Origin of the sequence: Fructobacillus cardui (assembly GCF_963580785.1) — a bacterium.
Taxonomy (GTDB): domain Bacteria; phylum Bacillota; class Bacilli; order Lactobacillales; family Lactobacillaceae; genus Fructobacillus; species Fructobacillus cardui.
In genome coordinates, this window is sequence record NZ_CAUZLS010000003.1 from 42,401 (window position 1) to 64,189 (window position 21,789).

The 21,789-nt window shown below is 45.6% G+C and carries 16 protein-coding genes; 2 read left to right on the forward strand and 14 right to left on the reverse strand.

From position 1 onward, the window contains the following. Positions 1 to 69 precede the first annotated feature (69 nt). From AABI20_RS03515 to AABI20_RS03560, 10 genes are all read right to left on the reverse strand, one after another. Complete coding sequence (locus tag AABI20_RS03515; RefSeq protein WP_047974287.1) at positions 70 to 330, reverse strand: type B 50S ribosomal protein L31; 261 nt, start codon at positions 328 to 330, stop codon at positions 70 to 72. Between the two features lie 87 nt (positions 331 to 417). Next, complete coding sequence (locus AABI20_RS03520; RefSeq protein WP_338345923.1) at positions 418 to 1,704, reverse strand: UDP-N-acetylglucosamine 1-carboxyvinyltransferase; 1,287 nt, start codon at positions 1,702 to 1,704, stop codon at positions 418 to 420. 69 nt (positions 1,705 to 1,773) lie between these two features. Further along, on the reverse strand, positions 1,774 to 4,230 hold the full coding sequence (gene pheT / locus AABI20_RS03525) for a phenylalanine--tRNA ligase subunit beta (protein WP_047974285.1): 2,457 nt from the start codon (positions 4,228 to 4,230) through the stop codon (positions 1,774 to 1,776). Between the two features lie 2 nt (positions 4,231 to 4,232). Continuing rightward, positions 4,233 to 5,282, reverse strand: a complete 1,050-nt coding sequence (gene pheS, locus AABI20_RS03530) for a phenylalanine--tRNA ligase subunit alpha (RefSeq protein WP_338346784.1) — start codon at positions 5,280 to 5,282, stop codon at positions 4,233 to 4,235. 323 nt (positions 5,283 to 5,605) lie between these two features. Next, positions 5,606 to 6,538 carry a phosphoglycerate dehydrogenase gene (locus tag AABI20_RS03535; protein WP_288846729.1) on the reverse strand — a complete coding sequence of 311 codons (933 nt, stop codon included), beginning with the start codon at positions 6,536 to 6,538 and terminating at the stop codon, positions 5,606 to 5,608. 19 nt (positions 6,539 to 6,557) lie between these two features. After that, positions 6,558 to 8,351, reverse strand: coding sequence for an oligoendopeptidase F (pepF, locus tag AABI20_RS03540; protein WP_338346870.1), 1,794 nt, complete (start codon positions 8,349 to 8,351; stop codon positions 6,558 to 6,560). 75 nt (positions 8,352 to 8,426) lie between these two features. Beyond that, on the reverse strand, positions 8,427 to 9,509 hold the full coding sequence (locus AABI20_RS03545) for a competence protein CoiA (protein WP_288846728.1): 1,083 nt from the start codon (positions 9,507 to 9,509) through the stop codon (positions 8,427 to 8,429). A gap of 53 nt (positions 9,510 to 9,562) precedes the next feature. Beyond that, positions 9,563 to 11,008: an ABC transporter substrate-binding protein/permease gene (locus AABI20_RS03550; RefSeq protein ID WP_338345951.1), complete on the reverse strand. Its 1,446-nt coding sequence runs from the start codon at positions 11,006 to 11,008 to the stop codon at positions 9,563 to 9,565. A 45-nt stretch (positions 11,009 to 11,053) separates the two neighbouring features. Further along, the gene (locus AABI20_RS03555) at positions 11,054 to 11,803 is read right to left on the reverse strand and encodes an amino acid ABC transporter ATP-binding protein (RefSeq protein WP_047974281.1); all 750 of its coding nucleotides are present in this window, start codon (positions 11,801 to 11,803) and stop codon (positions 11,054 to 11,056) included. Next, entirely contained in the window at positions 11,800 to 13,248 is a 1,449-nt protein-coding gene (locus AABI20_RS03560; RefSeq protein ID WP_338345918.1) for an ABC transporter substrate-binding protein/permease, read from the reverse strand. Before AABI20_RS03560 ends, AABI20_RS03555 begins: the two co-directional genes overlap by 4 nt. Before the next feature lie 127 nt (positions 13,249 to 13,375). On the opposite strand from AABI20_RS03560, the gene AABI20_RS03565 reads away from it, so the two are divergent. Then, positions 13,376 to 14,374: a glycosyltransferase gene (locus AABI20_RS03565; protein ID WP_338345917.1), complete on the forward strand. Its 999-nt coding sequence runs from the start codon at positions 13,376 to 13,378 to the stop codon at positions 14,372 to 14,374. Positions 14,375 to 14,446: 72 nt separating this feature from the next. On the opposite strand, the gene AABI20_RS03570 is transcribed toward AABI20_RS03565, so the two are convergent. Beyond that, positions 14,447 to 14,884, reverse strand: coding sequence for a hypothetical protein (locus AABI20_RS03570; protein WP_047974276.1), 438 nt, complete (start codon positions 14,882 to 14,884; stop codon positions 14,447 to 14,449). Positions 14,885 to 14,890: 6 nt separating this feature from the next. Then, a complete protein-coding gene (locus AABI20_RS03575) occupies positions 14,891 to 17,569 on the reverse strand; it encodes a cation-translocating P-type ATPase (protein WP_338346785.1) in 2,679 nt (892 codons plus the stop codon). A gap of 519 nt (positions 17,570 to 18,088) precedes the next feature. Here AABI20_RS03575 and AABI20_RS03580 point away from each other — a divergent pair. Next, positions 18,089 to 19,510, forward strand: a complete 1,422-nt coding sequence (locus tag AABI20_RS03580) for a cryptochrome/photolyase family protein (RefSeq protein ID WP_288846723.1) — start codon at positions 18,089 to 18,091, stop codon at positions 19,508 to 19,510. Between the two features lie 70 nt (positions 19,511 to 19,580). On the opposite strand, the gene AABI20_RS03585 is transcribed toward AABI20_RS03580, so the two are convergent. Together AABI20_RS03585 and AABI20_RS03590 are read right to left on the reverse strand one after the other, a co-directional pair. After that, positions 19,581 to 20,768 (reverse strand): MFS transporter, encoded by a 1,188-nt coding sequence (locus AABI20_RS03585; RefSeq protein WP_338346786.1) that lies wholly within the window; start codon positions 20,766 to 20,768, stop codon positions 19,581 to 19,583. 142 nt (positions 20,769 to 20,910) lie between these two features. Next, entirely contained in the window at positions 20,911 to 21,789 is an 879-nt protein-coding gene (locus AABI20_RS03590; protein WP_047974273.1) for a LysR family transcriptional regulator, read from the reverse strand.

Below are 21,789 nucleotides of genomic sequence, written 5' to 3' on the forward strand. Positions count from 1 at the left end.
TGCAAACAAATTCTTTTTCCACAAGCCAAGAAAAAACGCCCACCGAGGTGAGCGTTTTTATAAAACAACTTAGTCGTTGTTCTTGAAGCCGAAGTTAGCAAACTTCTTGTTAAACTTGTCAACCGCACCATCAGCTTGAGTAAACTTCTGCTTACCAGTGTAGAATGGGTGTGAATCTGAAGTGATTTCCATACGTACTGATGGATATTCTTGACCTTCAAAATCAGTAGTTGTGTCAGTTGCAACAACAGATGCTGACAAGAACTTCTTACCAGTTGCGGCATCAATAAAGACAACTGGACGGTAATCTGGATGGATTTCTTTTTTCATGAGTATCTCCTTAGCGCCCTGATTTTATTAAATCAGAGTCAGTTATTAACTTAACTATTCTATCACAGGGATATTATCCATGCAAGGTTAAGGCATCAAGTTGATTAAATCAACACCTTCGATTTTTAAATCGACGCCCAGCGAAGCTAATTTATCAGCTAAGCGGTCGTAACCGCGCAAAATATGTGTGGCGTTTTCAATCACGGTTTGGCCGTCGGCCATAATACCGGCAATCACCAAAGCGGCTCCTGCACGAATCTCTGCCGCTTCCACAGTTGCGCCAACCAAACGTTCGGAATGGTTAACCCTAATTTCACCTGGGTTCAATGATGATAATTCTGCACCCATCCGTCGCAATTCAGCAATATGCTTATTGCGCATTGGATAAATGGTTTCAGTAATCGTGCTTTCACCTTCGGCTAAAAACAAGAGTGGTGTGATTGGTTGTTGTAAATCGGTGGCAAAACCTGGATACGGCATCGTCTTAATGGCAACCGGCTTCAAATCATGGCTTGGCCCGATAAAGACGGAGTCCTCACCGATTTGCATATCAACGCCCATTTCCAACAACTTTGAAGTGTATGACTCCAAGTGTTCTGGAATGACGTTTTTGATGGTTACGCCATCACCAAAGGCAGCGGCCATCGCCATGTACGTTCCCGCCTCAATTCGGTCAGGAATCACTGTGTGGGTATTGCGTGCTTCCAAACGGTCAACACCAGTAATACGAATTGTGTCGGTTCCAGCACCGCGAATATTGGCCCCCATGTTGTTCAAGAAGGTCGCAATATCAATGATTTCTGGTTCCTTAGCGACGTTTTCGATAATCGTCTGCCCCTTGGCCCTTACGGCAGCCAAGATAATATTGATGGTGGCCCCAACAGAAACCGTATCAAGAGTCACACGTGCACCAGTTAAACCATGGGCAGTTGCGTCAAGGGTAATAATATCACCGACTTCAGTCACCGTTGCACCCAAAGCTTCAAAGCCCTTGATATGCTGGTCAATTGGTCGTGATCCGAGGTTATCACCACCAGGGAAAGTTACCGTTGCTCGACCAAAGCGACCAAGCAACGCCCCCATGAAGTAATAAGAGGCGCGCAATGATTTAATGGCCGTTGAAGGCAATTCGGATTCCGTAATCGTGGTTGGATCAATCGAAAGGTCACCGTTTGCGAAATTAGAACGAACGTCCATCGCAGCGAGAATATACTGTAAGTTTTTAACATCTAAAATTTGTGGAACATTGTCAAAATTGACAGGCGTGTCTGCCAGAATTGCGGCTGGAATTAATGCAACCGTCGAGTTCTTAGCTCCGCCAATGGTCACCGCACCTGAAATCTTGTGGCCACCGTTAATAATAATTTTTGCCATAAGGGCTGTCCTACTTGCTTGTGGTTTTACCCTAATTATATCGTTTTTGTTACAACAAGACAATCCAAATCAGCGGATTTCCGCACCTAATTCTGCCGTTAAAGTTGTCGTCATCTTTTCAAAGGCATCCGTGACAACTGATTCAACTAAAGTATCAGTCTTATCTTGATAAGTCAACTGATAAGCCAATGACTTCTTACCAGCTGGTAATCCCCGGCCCGTGTAAAGGTCAAAGAAAGTCACATTTTGAAGGTAATCCCCCCCATTGGCTTTAATCATATCAAACACCTGTTGTTGGTCCAAACTGTCATCAACTAAGACGGCCAAATCACGACTGATTTGTGGGTACTTTGAAACAGGTTGATAAGCAACTGGTGCCTGTGAATGATCGATGACCACTTCTAGATCAATCTCAAAGGCAAAGGCTGCAGGCAACTTAGTATTCGCCAAAACGGCCGGATGAATTTGACCAACAAAGCCAAGGTAAGTCGAGCCAAGATAAACATCCGCTGTCTGTCCCGGGTGCATGGCTTCGTGTTGTGCACTTTGCTCAAAGCGCACTGCACTTGAATCAAGACCAATCGTCTGCAAATATGCCTCTAAGCGTCCCTTGATATCGTAGAAATCAGCAACTTCATCTTTTTCACCCGTTTGCCAGCTTGATTCAGCAACATTACCAACCAAAACGCCGGCTAGATGTTCACGTTCTTCCGGTTGAACATTCTCGCCTTGGGCCAAGAAAATTCGTCCCTGCTCATATAAGGCAAGGTCCTTAACAGACCGGGCAACGTTATAGGAAACATCATCCAACAGACCGGACAAAAGGTTCTGTCGAATAGTGGTCCGATCTGATGACATTGGATAATCCAAGGCCACCACGTTACGGTTCTGGTCCAAATTGAAGGCAGTTGCCTTTTCAGGAGTTGTCAGGGCATAGGAAATGGCCTGGTCAAATCCAAGGCTTTCCATAATTTCTCGACTAGCACGAATTTTCTTTTGCCGTGGTGTCAAATCACCCGGCGTGCTCTGTCCTTCAACTAGGGCAGTTGGCAAGTTGTCATAACCGTAAAGACGGCCCACCTCTTCAATCAAATCGGCTGGGATGGTCAAATCCGTCCGACGACCAGGAATAGTCACTAAGTACTGACCATCTTTTTCATCGATTGGCAAAGCCAAACGAGTGAAAATAGCAGAAATTGTGGCCACTGACAAATCAGTCCCCAGAATCTGATTAATACGATCGCGACTGATAGCAATCGTTTCCGGTGCTCGGTAAGCAAAGCCAAACTTGCTCAAACCAACAACAATCTTGCCCTTCGTCAACATGGCCATTTCGGCAGCCACTTGATCAAGAACTTCGAGAGTTTGATCCAAGTCAATTCCGCGTTCAAAACGGAATGACGACTCTGACCGCAACGTATGGCGGCGAGCACTTTGCCGCAAGAAGCTTGGGTTAAACTGTCCAGCTTCAACAATGACCTTCGTCGTATCAGCCGTCACAGCAACTGCTGGGTTCGTGGCAATTCCTGCCAAAGACAAAATTTGATCACCAGCTGCAACCACAATATCCTGGTCAGCACGGAGGGCCATTGCCTCTTCTTCACCCTGGGGCAACTTTTCACCCTCTTTTGCCAAACGAACTTCCAGCTGCATCGTGGCTAATTTATCCAAGTCATAGACGTGCAAAGGTTGTCCCGTCAGTAGGAGCCAATAGTTGGCTAAATCAACAATTTTGTTTTCTGGCTTGAAGCCTGCATTCCATAGACGGCTTTGCAACCAGAGCGGTGATGAATCGTTTTTAACTTGGCCCAAGACACGAACTGCATATCCAGTTGCCAAATCTTCGTTTCCGGCAACCGTCACCACCGCATTTGACTCTGATTGATCGCTCAAAACAGTTGTCTGTGGCAGCATCACCTTTTGGTCAGTCATGGCAGCCAATTCATAGGCCATCCCCCGCATTGACAAAAGATCAGCCCGGTTAGGGGTCAAATCAGTATCAATCATCGGATCTTTCAGGCCCAAGACTGCGAGTGCATCATCCCCGGGCTTAACATCATCTTCTTCTGTGAAGACATGAATACCTTCCTCAAAGTCCTGTGGTGCCACAGAATCGGCCAAGCCAATTTCTTGCAAGGCAACCAACATCCCATAAGAGATTTCCCCACGAAGTTGGGCCTCCTTGATGGTCACCAAGTCACCACTTTCACGGTCGACAATCTGAGCGCCAACACGAGCCAAGACAACTAACTGGCCTTCGGCCACATTTGGTGCACCAGTCACAACCTGGATGGTCTCTTTACCATCAAAAACCTGTGTGATCACCATGTGATCAGAATCTGGATGGGGCACAACCGAGTCAACTCGGACAACCACCAAACCAGACTGCTTGGCAGCAGCCGTTCCAACAGATTCCAATTCCACACTGGTCAATTCAATTTGCTGTGCCAAATCCAAGACAGCCTGCTCGCTTAAATCAAGCCCCGGCTGTAAGTATTCGTTTAACCATTTTAAGTTGGTCTTCATGATTAGTTCCCCCGCTTATTAAATTGATCCAAGAACCGGACATCGTTTAAGTAGAATTGACGAATGTCTTCCACGCCATACTTCAGCATGGCAAAACGATCAGGACCCAAACCAAAGGCAAAGGCTGAGTATTCTTCTGGATCAACGCCATCCATCTTCAAAACGTTTGGATGGGTCATCCCCGCTCCCAAAACTTCAATCCAACGGATATCTTCCGGCTTGGTGTCTTCCGTCACTTCGTTCCAAGAAACGTCAACTTCGACGGAAGGTTCCGTAAATGGGAAGTAAGATGGGCGCAGGCGAATTTGGTGCTTTTTACCGAAAAGCTCCTGCATGATTGACAATAATGTTCCCTTCAAATCAGCCATGGTAATGTTCTTACCAACAACCAACCCTTCCACTTGGTGGAATTGGTGTGAATGAGTCGCATCATCCGTGTCCCGCCGGTAAACCTTACCCGGCGCAATCATCTTCAATGGCCCCTTAGAAAAGTCATGCTTTTCCAAGGCGCGCGATTGAACGGGTGATGTCTGCGTCCGTAACAAAATTTCTGGCGTCACATAAAAAGTATCCTGCATATCACGGGCTGGGTGATCCTTTGGCAGGTTTTCCCGCTCAAAGTTGTATTCATCTGTTTCCACTTCAGGTGAGTCAATCGGGTCATCAATCACTTGATAGCCCAGTCCCAAGAAATGGCTTTCGATTTCATCCATGATTTGTTGCAACACATGGCGGTTCCCCAACTTGGGCTTTGTTCCCGGCAAGGTCACATCAAGCGTTTCCGCCTGCAACTTGGCATCCATTGCCGCCTTTTCTTGAACAGCCTTCATGGCTACTAAGCTATCTTGGATTTGTTGGCGGACCTGATTACCCACCTGGCCGACAGCCTTCTTTTCATCGATTGAAAGGTCCTTCATCGACTTCAAAACCGTCGTGATTTTTCCCTTTTTGCCAAGGTAAGCCACCCGGACTTGTTCCAAGTCGGCTCCTTTTGCTGCCAAATCAGCCTCAGCTTGCTTGGCGATTGCCTGTAATTCATCAATTAATGTCATTCATCTTCCTCTTTTTCCCAATAAAAAAGTCCCCTATGTTATTCACACAACATAAGGGACGTAAGAGAACTTCCGCGGTACCACCCAGTTTCTGACCAAAAGGCCAGCACTCTTGGCCGGTATCGGCGGCTTACCGTTGACTGTTAGGCCAAAGTCTCCAGACTGAAATTCGAGGCACCAGCAGACGGTCTTGCACTAGACACCGTTCGCTTTACTACTGGCTGACCCCTACTAGGTCCTTCATCGTAACTCTAGTATAACAAAAATCAGGAAAACCGCCTAGCCTGTTTTTAGCTCGACGGTTTTAAAAAATTCCTATTGATCTAATCGTTAACTTGGTCTTCGGCAGGCTTACCCTCGAAAACTGCTAAGACATTCTTAGCGGCCGTCTTGGCCACTTCAAAGTCTGCTTCCTTTGAGTGCGCTGCCACGTGTGGCAAAACAAAGGCATTTGGCAAGGACAACAGTTCGTTATCCGGACTAATTGGCTCTTGGTCAACCACATCCAGACCTGCAGCAGCAATCTTACCAGACTTCAAGCTAGCAATCATGGCTGCTTCATCAATCACTGGGCCGCGGCCAACATTGACCACCACTGTACTTGGCTTCATCTTGTCAAAAGCCTTTTGATCAATCAAGCCAGTCGTGCTTGGCGTTGCTGGCAATGCTGAAACAACGAAATCAGCCTGTTGGAAGATTTCATCAAGGTCAGCCATTCGGCCATTGGGAACATCACGGTCATGACGCGCATAGGCCAAGACGTGGACACCAAAGCCGGTCAATAATTTGGCAATTTCTTGTCCGATATGGCCAAAGCCGATAATCCCAACAATCTTGCCTGAAACTTGCTGGCCACTCTTGCCAACCATGTAGTCGGCTGCCTTCTTGTCCGTAATGGCGTCGTGGCTGGTTTCAAACAAACGGCCAGCCATCAACATCAACGTAATCGCTGTTTCAGCTACCGCACCGGCATTCGCACCAGGCGTGTTGGTCACAGCAATGCCACGTTCACTAGCAGCTTGCAGGTCAACGTTGTCATAGCCAACACCATGACGAGCAATGATCTTTAGGTTTGGGAAGCGGTCCATGACTGCTCCGTCAACTGGATACATCATCAAGATGATACCAATAACCTCATCATCACTTGCAAAATCCTCTGATGTTGCCTGTGGGTTTGAGACGATCTCCAATCCTGCTCGCTTCAATGGAGCAAGAGCGTTTTCATCAATCCCATCAAATACTAAAACTTTCGCCATGATTATCGAAACTCCCTTCTTACTTTGCCTGACCAAGTAATGCTTCTAGCTGATTTAACCGGTCTTCAAAGACGGCAAAGGCTTGGTCTAAGTATGCACCTTCTGTCATATCAACGCCAGCTTTGGCGATGACTTCTAATGGACTCGCTGAGTTACCGGCCTTCAAATAGTCCTTATAGCGTTCTGCCTCACCCTTTTCCAAAATGTTTTGGGCCAGCGTTGTGGCAGCCGCTTCACCAGTCGCGTACTGGTAAACGTAGAAATTGTAGTAGAAGTGTGGAATTCGTGACCATTCGTAAGCGATTTCTGGGTCCTTGGTCAAATCAGGACCATAGAACTTTGAATCCAAATCGCCATAGTAAGCAGCCATGGCTTCGGCTGTCAACGGTTGACCCGCAGCGTCCTGGTCATGAATCCAAGCTTCAAAGTCAGCAAATTCCGTTTGACGGAAGACCGTCCCCTTAAAGCCGTCTAAGTATTGGTTCAAAACGTAAGCTTGGACCTTAGGGTCATCATAGGTCTTCAAAAGGTAATCCGTCAAGAGGGCTTCGTTAGTTGTTGAAGCTATTTCAGCCAAAAAGATTGGATAATCGCCGTAGTGGTATGGCTGGTTGTGACGAGTCAAATAAGAATGAACGGTATGACCCATTTCGTGGACCAAAGTATAGACGTTATCCAATGTATCCTGCCAATTCAGCAAGATATAAGGGTTGGTATCGTATGCCCCACCAGAGTAGGCCCCTGACCGCTTTCCCTTGTTTTCAACAACGTCAATCCAGCGCTCGGCAAAGGTCTTCTTGACCACTTCCAGATAATCCTCGCCCAATGGTGCTAATGCCTTTAAGGCAATTGCCTTGGCATCTTCATAGGTAACAGGCAAGTCCACATCATCTGTCAAAGACACATACAAATCGTATGAATGAACTTCTTCCAAGCCCAAGACTTCCTTGCGTAATGAAACGTAGCGGTGCAAGAGTGGTAGGTTCTTTTCAACACGGTCCGTCAAGGTATCATAAACGGCCGTTGGAATCTGATTTGACAGCACGGCTGCTTCCTTAGCAGACTGATAGTGGCGTGTCTTCGCCAAGAAGTTGTGCTTCTTAACTGTTGAAGACAAGGTAGAAGCAAAGGTATTCTTTAACGCCATATAAGCATCATAAAGGGTCGTGAAAGCCTGTTGACGCGTTGGCTGGTTCTTAGACCGCAACATCACGCCATAGAGTCCGTTCGTCAATTCTTCAACTTCACCGTTTTCCGTCACTACATCACCAAAATCCATATCGGCATTGTCGAGGGCCGAGAAGGTTTGTTCAGCCGATGACAAAACAGTTGAAGCACCCGCTAGCAAGGCCTCTTGGTCGGCAGGCAGTGTGTGGGCCTTTTCTGAAAGCAAAACATCAAAGAAATGACGGTAAGGCACCAGTGCTTGATCTTCGAGATAAGTGGCTAGAGTCTTTTCATCAATCGCCAAAACTTCCGGTTGGAAGAAAGCAGTTGCTTGGCTCACAGCGGCCAAAAGGTCCTGAGCTTGAGCATAAACACCAGCATAGTGGTTATTCGCCGTGTCTTCATCATATTTTTGATTGGCGTAAACGTAAATCTTTTCAAATGACCGTTCGATTTGGAGGTCCGTTTCCAAACCGGCCAACAGGGTCTGGGCAGAATCACCAAGGTGACCGACATACTGGTCCAAGTCGGCCAGGCTAACCTTCAAAGCGGCAACCGCTTCTTCAAAGGCCTGGTCATCTGCAAAGACCGTGGTTAAATCCCAAGTCAGTTCCGTTGGCACTTCTTGTCGTGTGATTTGTCCCATATAGTTGTTGCCCAAGGCATTGGCTTGCTTCAGGCCCCCCTTTTCTGATATTTTACTCATTTTAACATAGCAATCTTAATCTGCGACAAATTGCAGGAGCTTTATCACTAAAATTTTGTTGTCCTGTAAGCAGATGACGCCGCTCGCTGCCAAATCAGCATACGTCGCTTTCAAAATTTTCTCGTGGTCTTGAAAACTGGGGTAAAAATACTGCCTTAACCGGGCACTAAGCCTTTCCTCAAAGATCCAATGATTAAGTCCAACTCTTTCCAACAACAAGACAAGAACCAACCGAAAGTGCCAATTGGGGACTGCTAGGCCAAAAGCTTGTCCCAGTAAACACCAATCTGGCAGTTGATCGAGCCGATGTCCCCGTTCATAAAGATAGTTAATCAGGTCAACCTTGACCCGGCCCTGCACCATCAGCAAGGTCAGTTTGGTTCGCTGGTAGAGTAAGTGCTGAACCAGGTCACTGGTTGAACTGACCAACCTTGTCTGATTAACGATTGGTTGGCCGGTTAACTGCCTCCCTACTCGCTCGTCATTATCAGTACCATTAGCCACGCTGGACAAGACGGCCCCAAAACCAGTCTGGCTTTCATACTGTAGTTTATGAAAGTCCGTTTTAGAAAAATTAAACCGGGTATCAAAGCGTTTCTGCTTGGGCACATAAAAAAATAGTCGGCCGCAATAAATAAACCGACAAATTAATTCGCCTGACAAGCGCCGTTGATAGTAGGCAGGCCCCAAAACCCACAAGACCTCTAATCCGAGACTCTGCAGGCCTTGATTGCGCTCTTGCAGTCTTTTTTTGCCAATTGATGAACACTGGTATTCAATTGCCAAATCTGTCCCTCGCGGACGTTTAACCAATAGATCCGGGCGCTGACTAATTTGACTTAAAACTGGTTCGACCACTACCTGATAGTCTTTTGCAAAATACCGATAGAGTGCCATCTTACCCAAGAGATGATCGATTGTTTCGCCCTCCGTAAAAGAGTGGCAGCCCGCCTGCACCTGGTGAGCAAAGTGGGCCACATTTTGTTGACCGTGACGAAGCACCACAGGCTTTTTGCAGGCCGGACATCGGTAATTTTCGCTTCGATTAGCCAAATTGGCAAAGCAGTATTGATTGGATGAATTAATCGCAAGTAACATAAAAAGGGCCTCTCAGTCAGTTAGACGAGAGAGCCCTTTAAAATCATTTTTAATTAATCTAAACGCTTCTTTAACCAGTTCGAGAACCAAGTCAACAGCGTAATCACAATCATGTAAATCAAACCGATAATGGCCCAAACACGGAATCCTTGTGAGTTACGAGCAACAATCAATGTTCCCGTTTGTGTCAGTTCCAAAATTCCGATGGCAGACAAGATTGACGTGTCCTTCAAAGTAATGATGAACTGGTTAACAAACGATGGCACCATAATCTTCAAACCTTGTGGCACCACGACCTTAGACATTGCCTTACCGTAAGGCAATCCCAATGAACGAGCAGCTTCCATCTGTCCTCGGTCAACGGCTTCAAAACCACCGCGAACAAAGGCCCCGGTATAAGCACCCTCATTCAAAATCAGCGTCAACAAGCCGGCCGTAAAGGCAGGAATCTTCGTTCCGATAACACCTGGCAAACCAATATAAATGAAGAAGGCCAAGACCATCAGTGGCAAACCACGGAAGGCGTAGATAATCGTTGTGGATAACCCACGCAAGAACTTTGACTTAGCCACACCCATCAAACCAAGGACCATGCCCCAAAGAGAAGCGAGGATAATACCAGCGACGGTCAACTCGATTGTTTGAACCAAGCCGTCGAAGAATGCCTTCTTGTTTGAACGCAAGATACCCCAAGTAGAGTTATTATCAGCAGATGAACCCGTAAAGTTTTTCTGGTCTGATTTCAAATACTTATCAACAATCTTTTGATAAGAACCATCGGCCTTCATTTCCTTCAAGGTCTTGTTAAAATCAGCAATCAACTGTGGGTTTTGCCCCTTCTTAACGAAGAAGCCGTAGCCACCGGCGTTACCAGGGTTATTTGGATTCTTAACTTCCAAATCTAGGCCGTTTTTAATGGCATACTGGATAACAGGCATATCTTCAAAGGTAGCAGCACTGTTACCGTTGACAACATCGTTGTACATTGTGTCCGTATCGTTGAAATACTTAACCTTAAAACCGTACTTCTTTTGCAAGGACAAGCCGTAGTTTGAGGCAGCCGTCCCAGACTTCAAGGCAACTGTCTTCCCTTTCAATTCGGATAATGACTTAATCTTGGAGCCCTTCTTGGTAATCCAAGCAACACCAGTCTTATAGTATGAATCCGAAACATCATAGACTTGCTTTCGTTCATCCGTGATGGCCATTCCCGCAATAATTCCATCTGCCTGGCCGTTAGCAACCATTTGAGCAGCGGCATTAAAGGACATTGGCTTCAATGTGTAGGTGAAGTGGTTTCTTTTCGCCACTTCCTTCAAAATATCTTGGTCAATACCGACGTACTCATTATTTTTGTCTTGGAAATCAAAGGGTGCATAAGTTGCATCCGTTGAGATGACATAATTAGGTTCAGCAGCATTTGCCTTCGTTCCAAAGGCAAAAAGCCCCAAGAAAAGCGTGAACGCCACCAAAATCGGCTTTACTCGTTGGTTGACCATTGTATTCATTCTTCCTATCTTTTCGTGTTAAGCGACCAATTGACTTTAGGCTTGCATCACCTTTGACAAGAAGGTTTGCAAACGCTCATTCTTTGGTGCATTAAACACTTCTTCAGGCGTACCAGATTCTTGAATCTTACCAGATTCGAAGAAGACAACCCGGTCAGCCACTTGCTTGGCAAAGCCCATTTCATGGGTAACGATAATCATCGTCATTCCTGACTTAGCCAAATCCTTCATCACATCCAAAACATCGCCAACCATTTCTGGATCCAAGGCTGATGTTGGTTCATCAAAGAGCATGATGTCTGGGTCCATTGCCAAGGCACGGGCAATGGCAACACGTTGCTTTTGTCCACCTGACAATGAGTTCACTGATTTGTCAGCCTTATCTGACAAACCAACAGTTGCTAACAATTCCTTACCACGCTTATCTGCTTCTTCCTTTGTCATCTTACCCAATTGAACAGGTGCCAAAGTAATGTTTTGCAAAACAGTGTAGTTGTTAAAGAGGTTAAAGTTCTGGAACACCATTCCGATGTTTTCGCGAACCTTATTAATATCAGTCTTTGGATCAGAGATGTCGTAACCATCAACTTCAACCAAACCAGAGTTTGGCATTTCCAACTGATTTAACATCCGCAAGAAGGTTGACTTTCCTGAACCAGAAGGCCCAATCATTACAACAACTTCGTTGGCCATCACGTCCAAAGAGATGTCACGCAAAACGTGGTTATCGCCATATGACTTGTTAACCTTGTCTACGTGTACTTTCACTTGCTTTTCTTCACTCATGCTCGTGTCCTTTTTTCAACCCAGTTACTCAACCATGTAAGTAACGTAATTACAATTAAGTATATCACAGCGATAATTGCCCAGACACGGAATCCCTGTGAATTCCGAGTAACAATCAACGTACCAGTCTGTGTCAATTCCAAAATACCGATAGCAGACAAAATTGATGTGTCCTTCAAGGTAATAATGAATTGGTTAATAAAACTTGGAATCATTAACTTCAAGCCTTGCGGAATAATAACCTTGCGCATAGCCTTTGAATGAGAAAGTCCCAATGAACGTGCGGCTTCCATTTGACCACCGTCAACAGAATTGAAACCACCACGAACGAAGGCCCCTGTATAAGCTCCTTCATTTAAAATCAGTGTCAAAACACCAGCCGTAAAGGCAGGAATTTTAACGCCAATCACACCAGGCAAACCGATGTAAATGAAGAAGGCCAAAACCATCATTGGCATTCCACGGAAGATATAGATAATCGTTGTTGACAAGCCACGCAAAAACTTTGATTTCGCCACACCCATGACACCCAAGAGCAAGCCCCAGATAGTTGCCAGGATAATTCCAACAATCGTCAAGTAAAGTGTTTCCTTCAAACCTGTCCAGAAAGCTGATGAGTTTGAACGCAAGATACCAAAGACGGAGTTGTTATCAGAAGCTGAACCAGTAAAAGTTGATGCCTTCGCATCCAGGTACTTGTTGACAATCTTGTCGTAAGTACCATCCTTCTTGATGGCAGCAAAGCCTTTGTCAAAGGCAGCCAACAAAGCAGCGTTAGCACCCTTCTTAACGGCAAAGCCATAGTCACCGGCGTTAAATGGATCCTTAGGGTTTTGAACCTTCAATTCTGTTCCGTTCTTAACGGCATACTGCAAAACAGGAAGGTCACCAAAAGTAGCGGCTGTGTTCCCGTTAATCACATCACGGTATGAAGTATCGGAATCAGAGAAGTAAGTAATCTTGAAACCATACTTTGATTGGATTGATTCGGCATACTGTGCACCGGCAGTTCCAGTCTTCAAAGCAACTGTCTTACCCTTCAAATCAGACAAAGACTTGATTTTTGAATCCTTGGCAGTTGCCCAGCCAATTCCACTACGGTAGTAAGGCGTTGAGAAATCAAAAACCTGACGACGGGCATCCGTAATTGACATTCCAGCAATTACCCCATCGGCTTGGTCAGAAGCAACAGCCTGGGTAGCAGCGTTGAAGGACATTGGCTTTAATTCATATGTAAATCCTTCACGCTTGGCAATAGTGGCCAAGATGTCTTGGTCAATTCCAACGTACTTGTTATTCTTATCTTGGAAATCAAAGGGTGCGTAAGTAGCATCCGTGGCGATAATGTAGTGGGGTTCGCTGGCCGAAGCTGGCTTTTGGCTTGCCACACCAAAGGCCAGGAAGGCTGCCACTACAGTCACCAAAGTCATTAGTACTTTTTTCATAATAACCTCTTTTTCATAATGTTCCCATTATATCAAAAACTAACAAGGCATTTACTAACAATGTTAGTTTTTATTACGTTAGTGGTCTAGTCCGAAAGGGTGGATAGAGTCTGCTATAATAGACTTCATGACTAATTGGATTACCCAAACAATTGAACCATGGATGCCAAAAGGCGCTTTGAAGGCCAAGGACGACTATGCTAAAATCGCTCAAGCAAGCGGTTTCTCTCACCTTCCTCTTGAGCGTTACAACGATCAACGTTTCTCAAAAACCGAACGTCAAGAGCGAATCGAGGAGGCACTCAAGCTGATTGTACCAGGTGATACCGTGGTTCATCAATTCCCAACTTACATGAGTGCTGATTTTGAAGCCGAATGGTTGGCAGCTATTAAAGACAAAAAAGCTAATTATGTCTTATTAATTCACGACTTTGAACCATTCCGAGTAACAAAAGCTAACCCGACAGAATTTGCTCTGGCCCAAAAGACCGACCTCATCATCACCCATTCAGAGGCGATGAGCCAATCTTTAGCAAAAATGGGCGTTAACCAAAAAACGATTGTCCAACCCCTTTTTGACTATTTGGGGTCAAATCCTCCCCTAGCTAGTTACCAAAAAATTCTAAATTATGCCGGCACTTGGCAAAAAGCCCCCTGGTTAAAAAATTACCAAGGACCGACACTGAAGCTCTTTGGTAATCGGCCTAAGAAGTGGCGCGATTGGCAAGCGCCGGCTGACATCGAATGGGCTGGCAACTTTGAACCAGACGACATCCAAAATCACTTGGACGCTGGGTTCGGCTTACTTTGGGATAGCGACTTTGGTACCCTTCACTATCAAAGCTACACGAAAATCAATGCCCCACATAAGGCAAGCCTCTACCTCAAGGCCGGTCTGCCCCTCATCGCTTGGCAAGAAAGCCATATTGGCCGGTTGATTGACCTCTACCAGATTGGCTTCACCATCAACGATTTGGACGAACTAGAAGGCCTGATGAAAACCTTGACGGCCGACCAGTATCAAAATTGGCAGGCTAATCTCTTGCCACTGCGAAAACAGATCAGCGAAGGGTTCTTCACTAAAAAAACGCTTGAGGCTGTCACTGATTTCTTCAATAAAAACTAACTAACTGCATTAGCACATAGAAAAAGCACCGCGAAGCGGCCAATTTTACTTGGTCGTCCGCAGTGCTCTTTTTTATACACCAAAGATTTTAGCAACTTGCGCTTGAACCTTGTTCAAGTAAGTTTCCTGATCAGCTTCAGATTGAGCAAATTTCTCGTCGTCAACCTTTTGGCCATCAAGGATCAATGCATCAGCCATCATGGCTGTCGCGTCAGCGTAATCCTGGTAAGCCTTTGCCAACGTCTTGTGAGCACCCATAAAACGAACAGGTACGGTCAAGGCGGCTAAAGTCTTAGCGTTTTCTTGGTAAACAGCCACAGCATCATCAAATTCCGCCTTTACTTCGGCAAAATCAGCCTTGGGCATGTCAGCGACTGCTGATTCTTGCTTAGCTGAATCTAATTTGACGAAGAATGGTGAAACGTGGTCAGCTGTCTCCTGTGTCTTTGTCAAGACATCTTGGAGTGCTTGGAGATAATACTGTAATTGCTTGGGGTTAAATTTTGCCACTATGCTTTATCCTTTATTGAAAAATTGTCGTTGCACCCATTTTACCAGTTCGACAATCACAATGATAGAGAAAGCTGCTAGGACAACGGTCAACCACTGGTGACTATCAAGGTAAGTCACGTGGAAGATTGGGTTCAATGGCTTGATAAAGACAACGGCCATCATAGCAAAGAGTGAGAAGACCAAGGCCCAGTTGAAGAACTTGTTGGCAAAGGCCTGTGGTCCCAACTCTGATTGGTAAACGCTCTTAACGTTAATGGCATTAAACATTTGCATCAATCCTAAGGTCATAAAGGCCATCGTCAAGGCATCCCCGTGAATCAATTCTGATCCTTGGTGCTCTGGGAAGGCCAAGGCAATGCCATAAACTGCCAAAACAAGGATGGCCTGCATCGTTCCCTGCCAGATAATAGCTGGGCCGACCCCACCAGACAAGAAGTTAGCGGTCTTACCACGTGGCTTCTGTGACATCACGCCCTTTTGAGCTGGTTCCAGTCCCAAGGCAATCGCTGGCAAGGTATCCGTTACTAAGTTAATCCACAAGATCATCACGGGTGCGAGCACTTCCCAACCAAGCAACGTCATCATAAAGATGGCAATCACTTCGGCCAAGTTTGATGCCAGCAAGTATTGCAAGGCCTTTTGAATATTGGCAAAGACCTTCCGGCCTTCCTTTACGGCCGCAACAATCGTTGAGAAGTTATCATCGGCCAAAACCATGTCGGCCGCTTCCTTAGAAACTTCCGTTCCAGTAATTCCCATGGCCACCCCGATATCGGCAGTCTTCAAGGCTGGCGCATCGTTCACACCGTCTCCAGTCATGGCCACGACCTTGCCCTTGCCTTGCCAAGCCTGAACAATCTTAACCTTGTGGGCTGGTGCCACTCGGGCATAGACACGAACATCCTTAACTCGGTCTTGGAAGTCTTCTTCCGGCATTTCATCCAATTCCGCACCCGTCATCACGGCCTTGGTACGGTCATCTTCATCCGTTAAGATACCCAAACGACCGGCAATCGCAGCGGCAGTCTTAGGGTGGTCACCCGTAATCATAATTGGCTGGATACCGGCCTTCTTGGCTTCAGCAACGGCGCCCTTAACTTCGGGACGTTCCGGATCAATCATGGCGATTAGGCCAACCAAGATTAAGTCCTTTTCCACATCATCGGCTTGTGGATTTTCTGGCACTGCTGCCAAATCCTTGTAGGCAAAAGCCAAGACACGGAGGGCCTGATCGGCTAACTCAGCGTTGATGTCTTGGTACTTGGCCAAATCAGCATCGGTCACGGGCCTGATTTCACCGTGGTCTAAGACCTGGCTGACGCGAGCCAAAATCGAATCTGGTGCCCCCTTAACCGTTGCTTCAAAACCACTAGCAACTGGGTGAATCGTCGTCATCAGCTTTCGTTCGGAATCGAACGGAATTTCACTGACACGTGGCATTTGAGCAAGCGTTTCCTTATAAGCCGGACGGTACTTCTTATTAAAGGCAATCAAGGCAGTTTCGGTTGGATCACCCACCAAGCCGTCATCGATTTCCTTTGTATCGTTATTCAAAGCCAGCAAGTCGGCCAACTTCAGCAAATCAGGGTTCACCTGGTCGGCCTCGAAAGGATTTTCAGCCTTCAAATCAACGATTTCCCCATCCAAGACCAACTTTTCAACGGTCATCTTGTTTTGGGTCAAGGTTCCAGTCTTATCGGAACCAATGATATCCGTTGATCCCAAAGTTTCAACGGCGGGCAACTTCCGAACCAAAGCGGCCTTCTTGGCCATCCGGGCTGTTCCCAAGGCCAGAGTAACCGTGACGATGGCTGGCAACCCTTCAGGAATGGCAGCCACGGCCAAGGAAATCGAAGTCAAAATCAAGTCAATCACTTTAGCATCCTGGGTAAAGTAACCAACCACGAAGGTCAAGGTTGCAATCGCCAAGATCAGGTAAGTCAAAATCCGACCCAACTGTGCCAAATTTTCCTGCAATGGTGACTTGGTTTCATCTGTTGACTGCAGTGATTCCGCAATCTGACCAACCTGAGTCTGCATTCCGGTCGCAATCACGATACCAGTTGCCTTTCCATAGGTCACATTGGCGTTCATAAAGGCCAAGTTCGCTTGGTCACCCAACGGCAAGTTGTCACCGGTCAAAACGGCATCCGTCTTTTCCACCGGTACTGATTCACCGGTCAACGTTGATTCTTCCACTTGTAAGTTAGCGACAGAAACCAAACGCAAATCAGCTGGGACAACGTCCCCTGCTTCCAGGTACACGAGGTCACCCACGACCAAATCAGGTGCGAGTACTTCTTGGTCTCGACCAGCACGCACTACTCTGGCCTTCGGTGTTGCCAAAGCCTTCAAGGCTTCGATTGCGCCTTCGGCCTTGCTTTCTTGGAAGACACCGAAGACCGCGTTAATAATCACGATGGCCAAAATAAAGGCAGCATCGGTTGTTTCGCCCGTAAAGGCAGCCACTAAGGCGGCGGCCAACAGGATACCAATCATCAAATCCTTAAATTGGTCGACAAACTTTTGAAAAAGGCTACGCTTTTTCTTAGCGACCAGGGCGTTTGGCCCATCCTTTGCCAAGCGTTCTTGGACTTGTTCTTCGGTTAAACCAGTTTGCACATTGGTTTTGAGCTCGCTGGTCAAATCAGTGACATCAATTTGATACGGTTGTTTTGCCACAATTCTCTCCTTTTCTGACTACTCTCTTTTTTATCTGGTCTGGGTAAAAGAAAAAAGACCCATACCAAACGCAAAAAAAGCGTTATGGTATGAGTCTCACTGTTTAAGGCTGAGCCGGTGCAATAAAGCTTGCACGATATAAAACACTACTGTTTTGCTTTGACGGTTATCAGCCACGAACATTTCGTCAGTTACTCCCTCAGAAATTTTATTATGTCTTTAGTATAACAGAATTTTTACGTCTGTATAGTTCTTTTTGTTATTTCTAAATGAATTAAAGAAATTAGAACAGCAAGGTCCTTCCGACCGGCAATTAATCGCATTTTGCCGACAACAACAAGTAGGATAAAATAGGAAATAATTACAAATCAGCCAAGCATATGCTTGCACGAGAAACTACGGTCAAAAAGCAGATTTTTCTCGTCCAATTAAGCGAAACAATCAAAACACAATTAGCACCACTGATTTTTCACTCTTAAACACGGATAGACAAAAGTAAGTTTTTAATAAGGAAAATAAATGGCAAAAACAAGTATTATGTGGTTTCGCAGGGACCTGCGACTGACCGATAACCAGGCGCTGCATGCCGCCATACAAAATAGCGACCAGGTCATCTTCATTTTTATTATTGACCCACAACAACTCCAAAGTGATGCAAGCGTTAATCAGAGCGCCTTCTTTGCCAGTGTCTTACATTTTAAAGAGACCCTTGCCAAAGACAACATCTCCCTCTTAATCCAAACTGGTTCGGTGACCGACGTTATTACAGAAATCAAAACAAAAGTTCCTTCCGTCAGCGACATCTACCTCAATTTCGATGAGCGTGGTTACGGTCGCAAAAGGGACCAACAAACCATCCGCTACCTCTCACAAAAACTTGGCATCATCGCTCACCCCTTTTTGGACTTTACCTTGACCAGCGCCTCTTCAATCAAAAAACCAGACGGAAGCGCCTACCAAATCTTTACTCCTTACTATAAAAAGTGGTTACCTTCTAAAAAAGACCAGCCATTGCCGGTTCTAGCCAGCACTGCAATTCGTAATAAACAGGTGGCGGAACCGTTCGAGGACCGCATTGATGACCTAAAAAAATTAATCAATCCCAACCACAGCTATGCCTACCAGGACAGTCTTGGTGAGCAGCAAGCAATCAACACTTTAGAGGACTTTGTCTCTAATAAATTAGCCGACTACGACCAAAACCGAGATATTCCAGCGCTGGATGGTACCAGCCATTTATCACGGTACTTAAGAACTGGTGAAATTTCCATCCGAACGGTTTACGATGCGGTCAACCGCCAACCTGATAGTCTGGGCAAAGAGACTTTTATCAAGGAACTCTGCTGGCGCGACTTTTATAATATGATTTACACCGTTTACCCTGACCAAAAGGACCAGGCTATTAACACGAAGTTCCAAAGCATTCCCTGGATTAACGACGAATCCCAATTTAACGCCTGGAAAACCGGTACGACCGGCTTTCCTATTATCGATGCGGCCATGCAGCAGTTGAACCAAACCGGTTGGCTCCATAACCGTTTGCGCATGATTGTTGCTTCCTTTTTAACTAAGGACTTACTGATTAATTGGACATGGGGCGAGCAATATTTTCAAGAAAAATTAGTTGATTATGATCCCGCTAGCAATATCGGTGGTTGGCAATGGGCTGCCTCAACCGGAACGGACAGTGTCCCTTATTTTCGAATTTTTAATCCGTTCACCCAGGCCGAAAAATTTGATCCGGATGCAAAATTCATCAAACAATACATCCCCGCCCTCGCTGATTTGCCAGCCGATAAAATCCACCACATCGACCGCCTAAGCGAAGCCGACCAGCAACAATACCAGGTAATTCTTGGAAAAGATTATCCAAAACCAATCGTCGACCATGCCCTTGCCCGCAAACGGGCAATCGCTACCTATAAGAATTTAAACGCATAAAAAGAAGAAGGAACTTGGATGCAAGTTCCTTCTTCTTTTTTCGTTCAATCAATTACTATGAAAAATCAGTTTAGCTTTCTGCACCGATCTTCTTACTAAAGATAATTCCGAATCCTAAGAAGCCCAAGGAAATTGCCAAAATCAAGTAAATCGTAAAAATCATATCCCAAGAATGGAACATGTTAATCAAATAACCAGAAGCAATCGGACCGATTGCGGCCAACAAGTAACCGGCTGACTGAGCGGTTCCCGATAATTCGGCCGTTTGTTCAAAGCGCACCGTCTTCTGTTGGAAAAAGACAATACTTAAGGTAAAGGCAGCCGCTGTCCCCATTCCAGACAGAGCTGACCAAAGGGCGTTCAAGAAAAAACTATGAGTAGGGAAAAGCATCCCAAAAGTTGCCACTGAAACAGCAATAGCACTAAATAACGCCATCCCAATCATCCCTGGCTTCCGCTTGGCAATCATTGGTGTCACAATGGCCATTGGAATCCCAAAAATCTGGAAAAAAGTAGCCAAGACGCCGGATGTTGTTGCCACAAAGCCATTATCAATCCAATATTTTGGCATCCAAGTCATTAATGAGTAGGCCAACAATGACTGAATCCCAAAGAACAACGTAATCAACCAGGTTACGCGATAATTTTTGACCGAAAAATCACCTTCAGCTTCTTCTTCGCTTTCCAGCTGATGGTTAGTTTGTGGTAATTGCTTAAAAGCACTTCCCCATACGATCAACGTTAAGACCGTTAAGACGGCAAAAACCATCATAGTTGTGGAAAAATTTGTGGCCTTTAAAATTGGTACCACCGTTGCTGTCCCGATACCAGAAAAGAGCGTCATCATGGCTGGGTAAATGCCCGTCAGTAAAGCACTTTGCTTTGGAAAATACTCTTGAATAATACTTGGTAACAAGACGTTCCCACCGGACAGACCAATACCAATCAAAACCATTCCCACAAAGAGCAAAATCGGATTCGTAATGACCCGAATAGCTACTCCAAACGTTAATAGTAACAGAGAATAGAATAAGACTTGCGGATTCCCAGCACGCACGCCCCATTTTCCAATTGCTGGTGATACTAAGGCAAACATCAAAACTGGAATCGTGGTGAGCCAGCCACTCACGCTGGTTGGCAAACCTAAAATGGTATGTAATTGAGGCAAAATTGGTGGCAAAATCGTAATTGGCAAACGCAAGTCAGCACCAATTAAAATGATGCCGAGTCCGGCTAACAAATAAACTCTTTTTTTCAAAAATCAGTTCCTCACATTCTATAAAATCGCACAAAAAAGGTCGCTAACGCGACCAGAGCAAGTTTTGCTTCTTTCGTATATTTTTATCTTAACCCCAAAATTGACATACGTATAATACTTATTAAGCTGATTTTCATGCCTTTTAGGCATTTTTAACCAATTGAATAAATTCCTGAGCAGTTGGGTTTAAAATGCGGTCCTTCTTCCAGACCAGCATTCGCTCATTTTCCAATCGTGGCTCTAGAGGAATAAACTTTGTCCCGTCCGTATTTTCATTGCTGGCCCCCTCGATGGCCAAAGCAACGCCAACCTCCTCTCGAACCAGTGGTAGAACATTAAAGAGCAAATTATACATGCCAATAATATTCATCTTCTCGGGATCAAACTGGCCCCACTGATAAAAACTTTCTTGAACTGCAGCCCGCTTGGCGCCAATAATTGGTAAAGGCAAAAGATCGGCGGCCGTCACAAACTTTTTATCGGCTAGTGAACTTTGCGAAGCAACCACAATCCCCAAGGCTTCAGTACCGGGTAACTTGACCACATTAAAATCAGCCTGGTCAAGGGTCAAAGGACCAACCATAAAGGCCAAATCAAGCAGCCCCTTCTCAAGCTTATCTAAGAGATCGTTTCCATTGCCACTATAAAGTTCAAAGGTCACCCGGTCGTGCTGTTTTCGCATGGTTTTCATAATTTTAGCCAAAAAAGTTGAGTTATCCGACTCAATACAACCAATAGTGACCTTCCCAGTTAGTTCCCGGTCCTGATAGGTTGCAAATTCTTGCTCGGTTTTCTGATCCAAAGCGACTAGTTCTTCTGCTTTGGCCTTCAAAAATCGGCCCGAATCAGTCAACGTCAGCTTTTTATTATCACGGATAAACAAATTAGTCTGCAAGCGTTCCTCAAAGGCGTGAATTTGCCGGCTTAATGTTGGCTGCGTAATATGTAAATCAGCAGCAGCCTGCGTGATATTTTGCGTTTCCGCCACCTTTAAAAAATATTGTAATAAGCGAATTTCCAT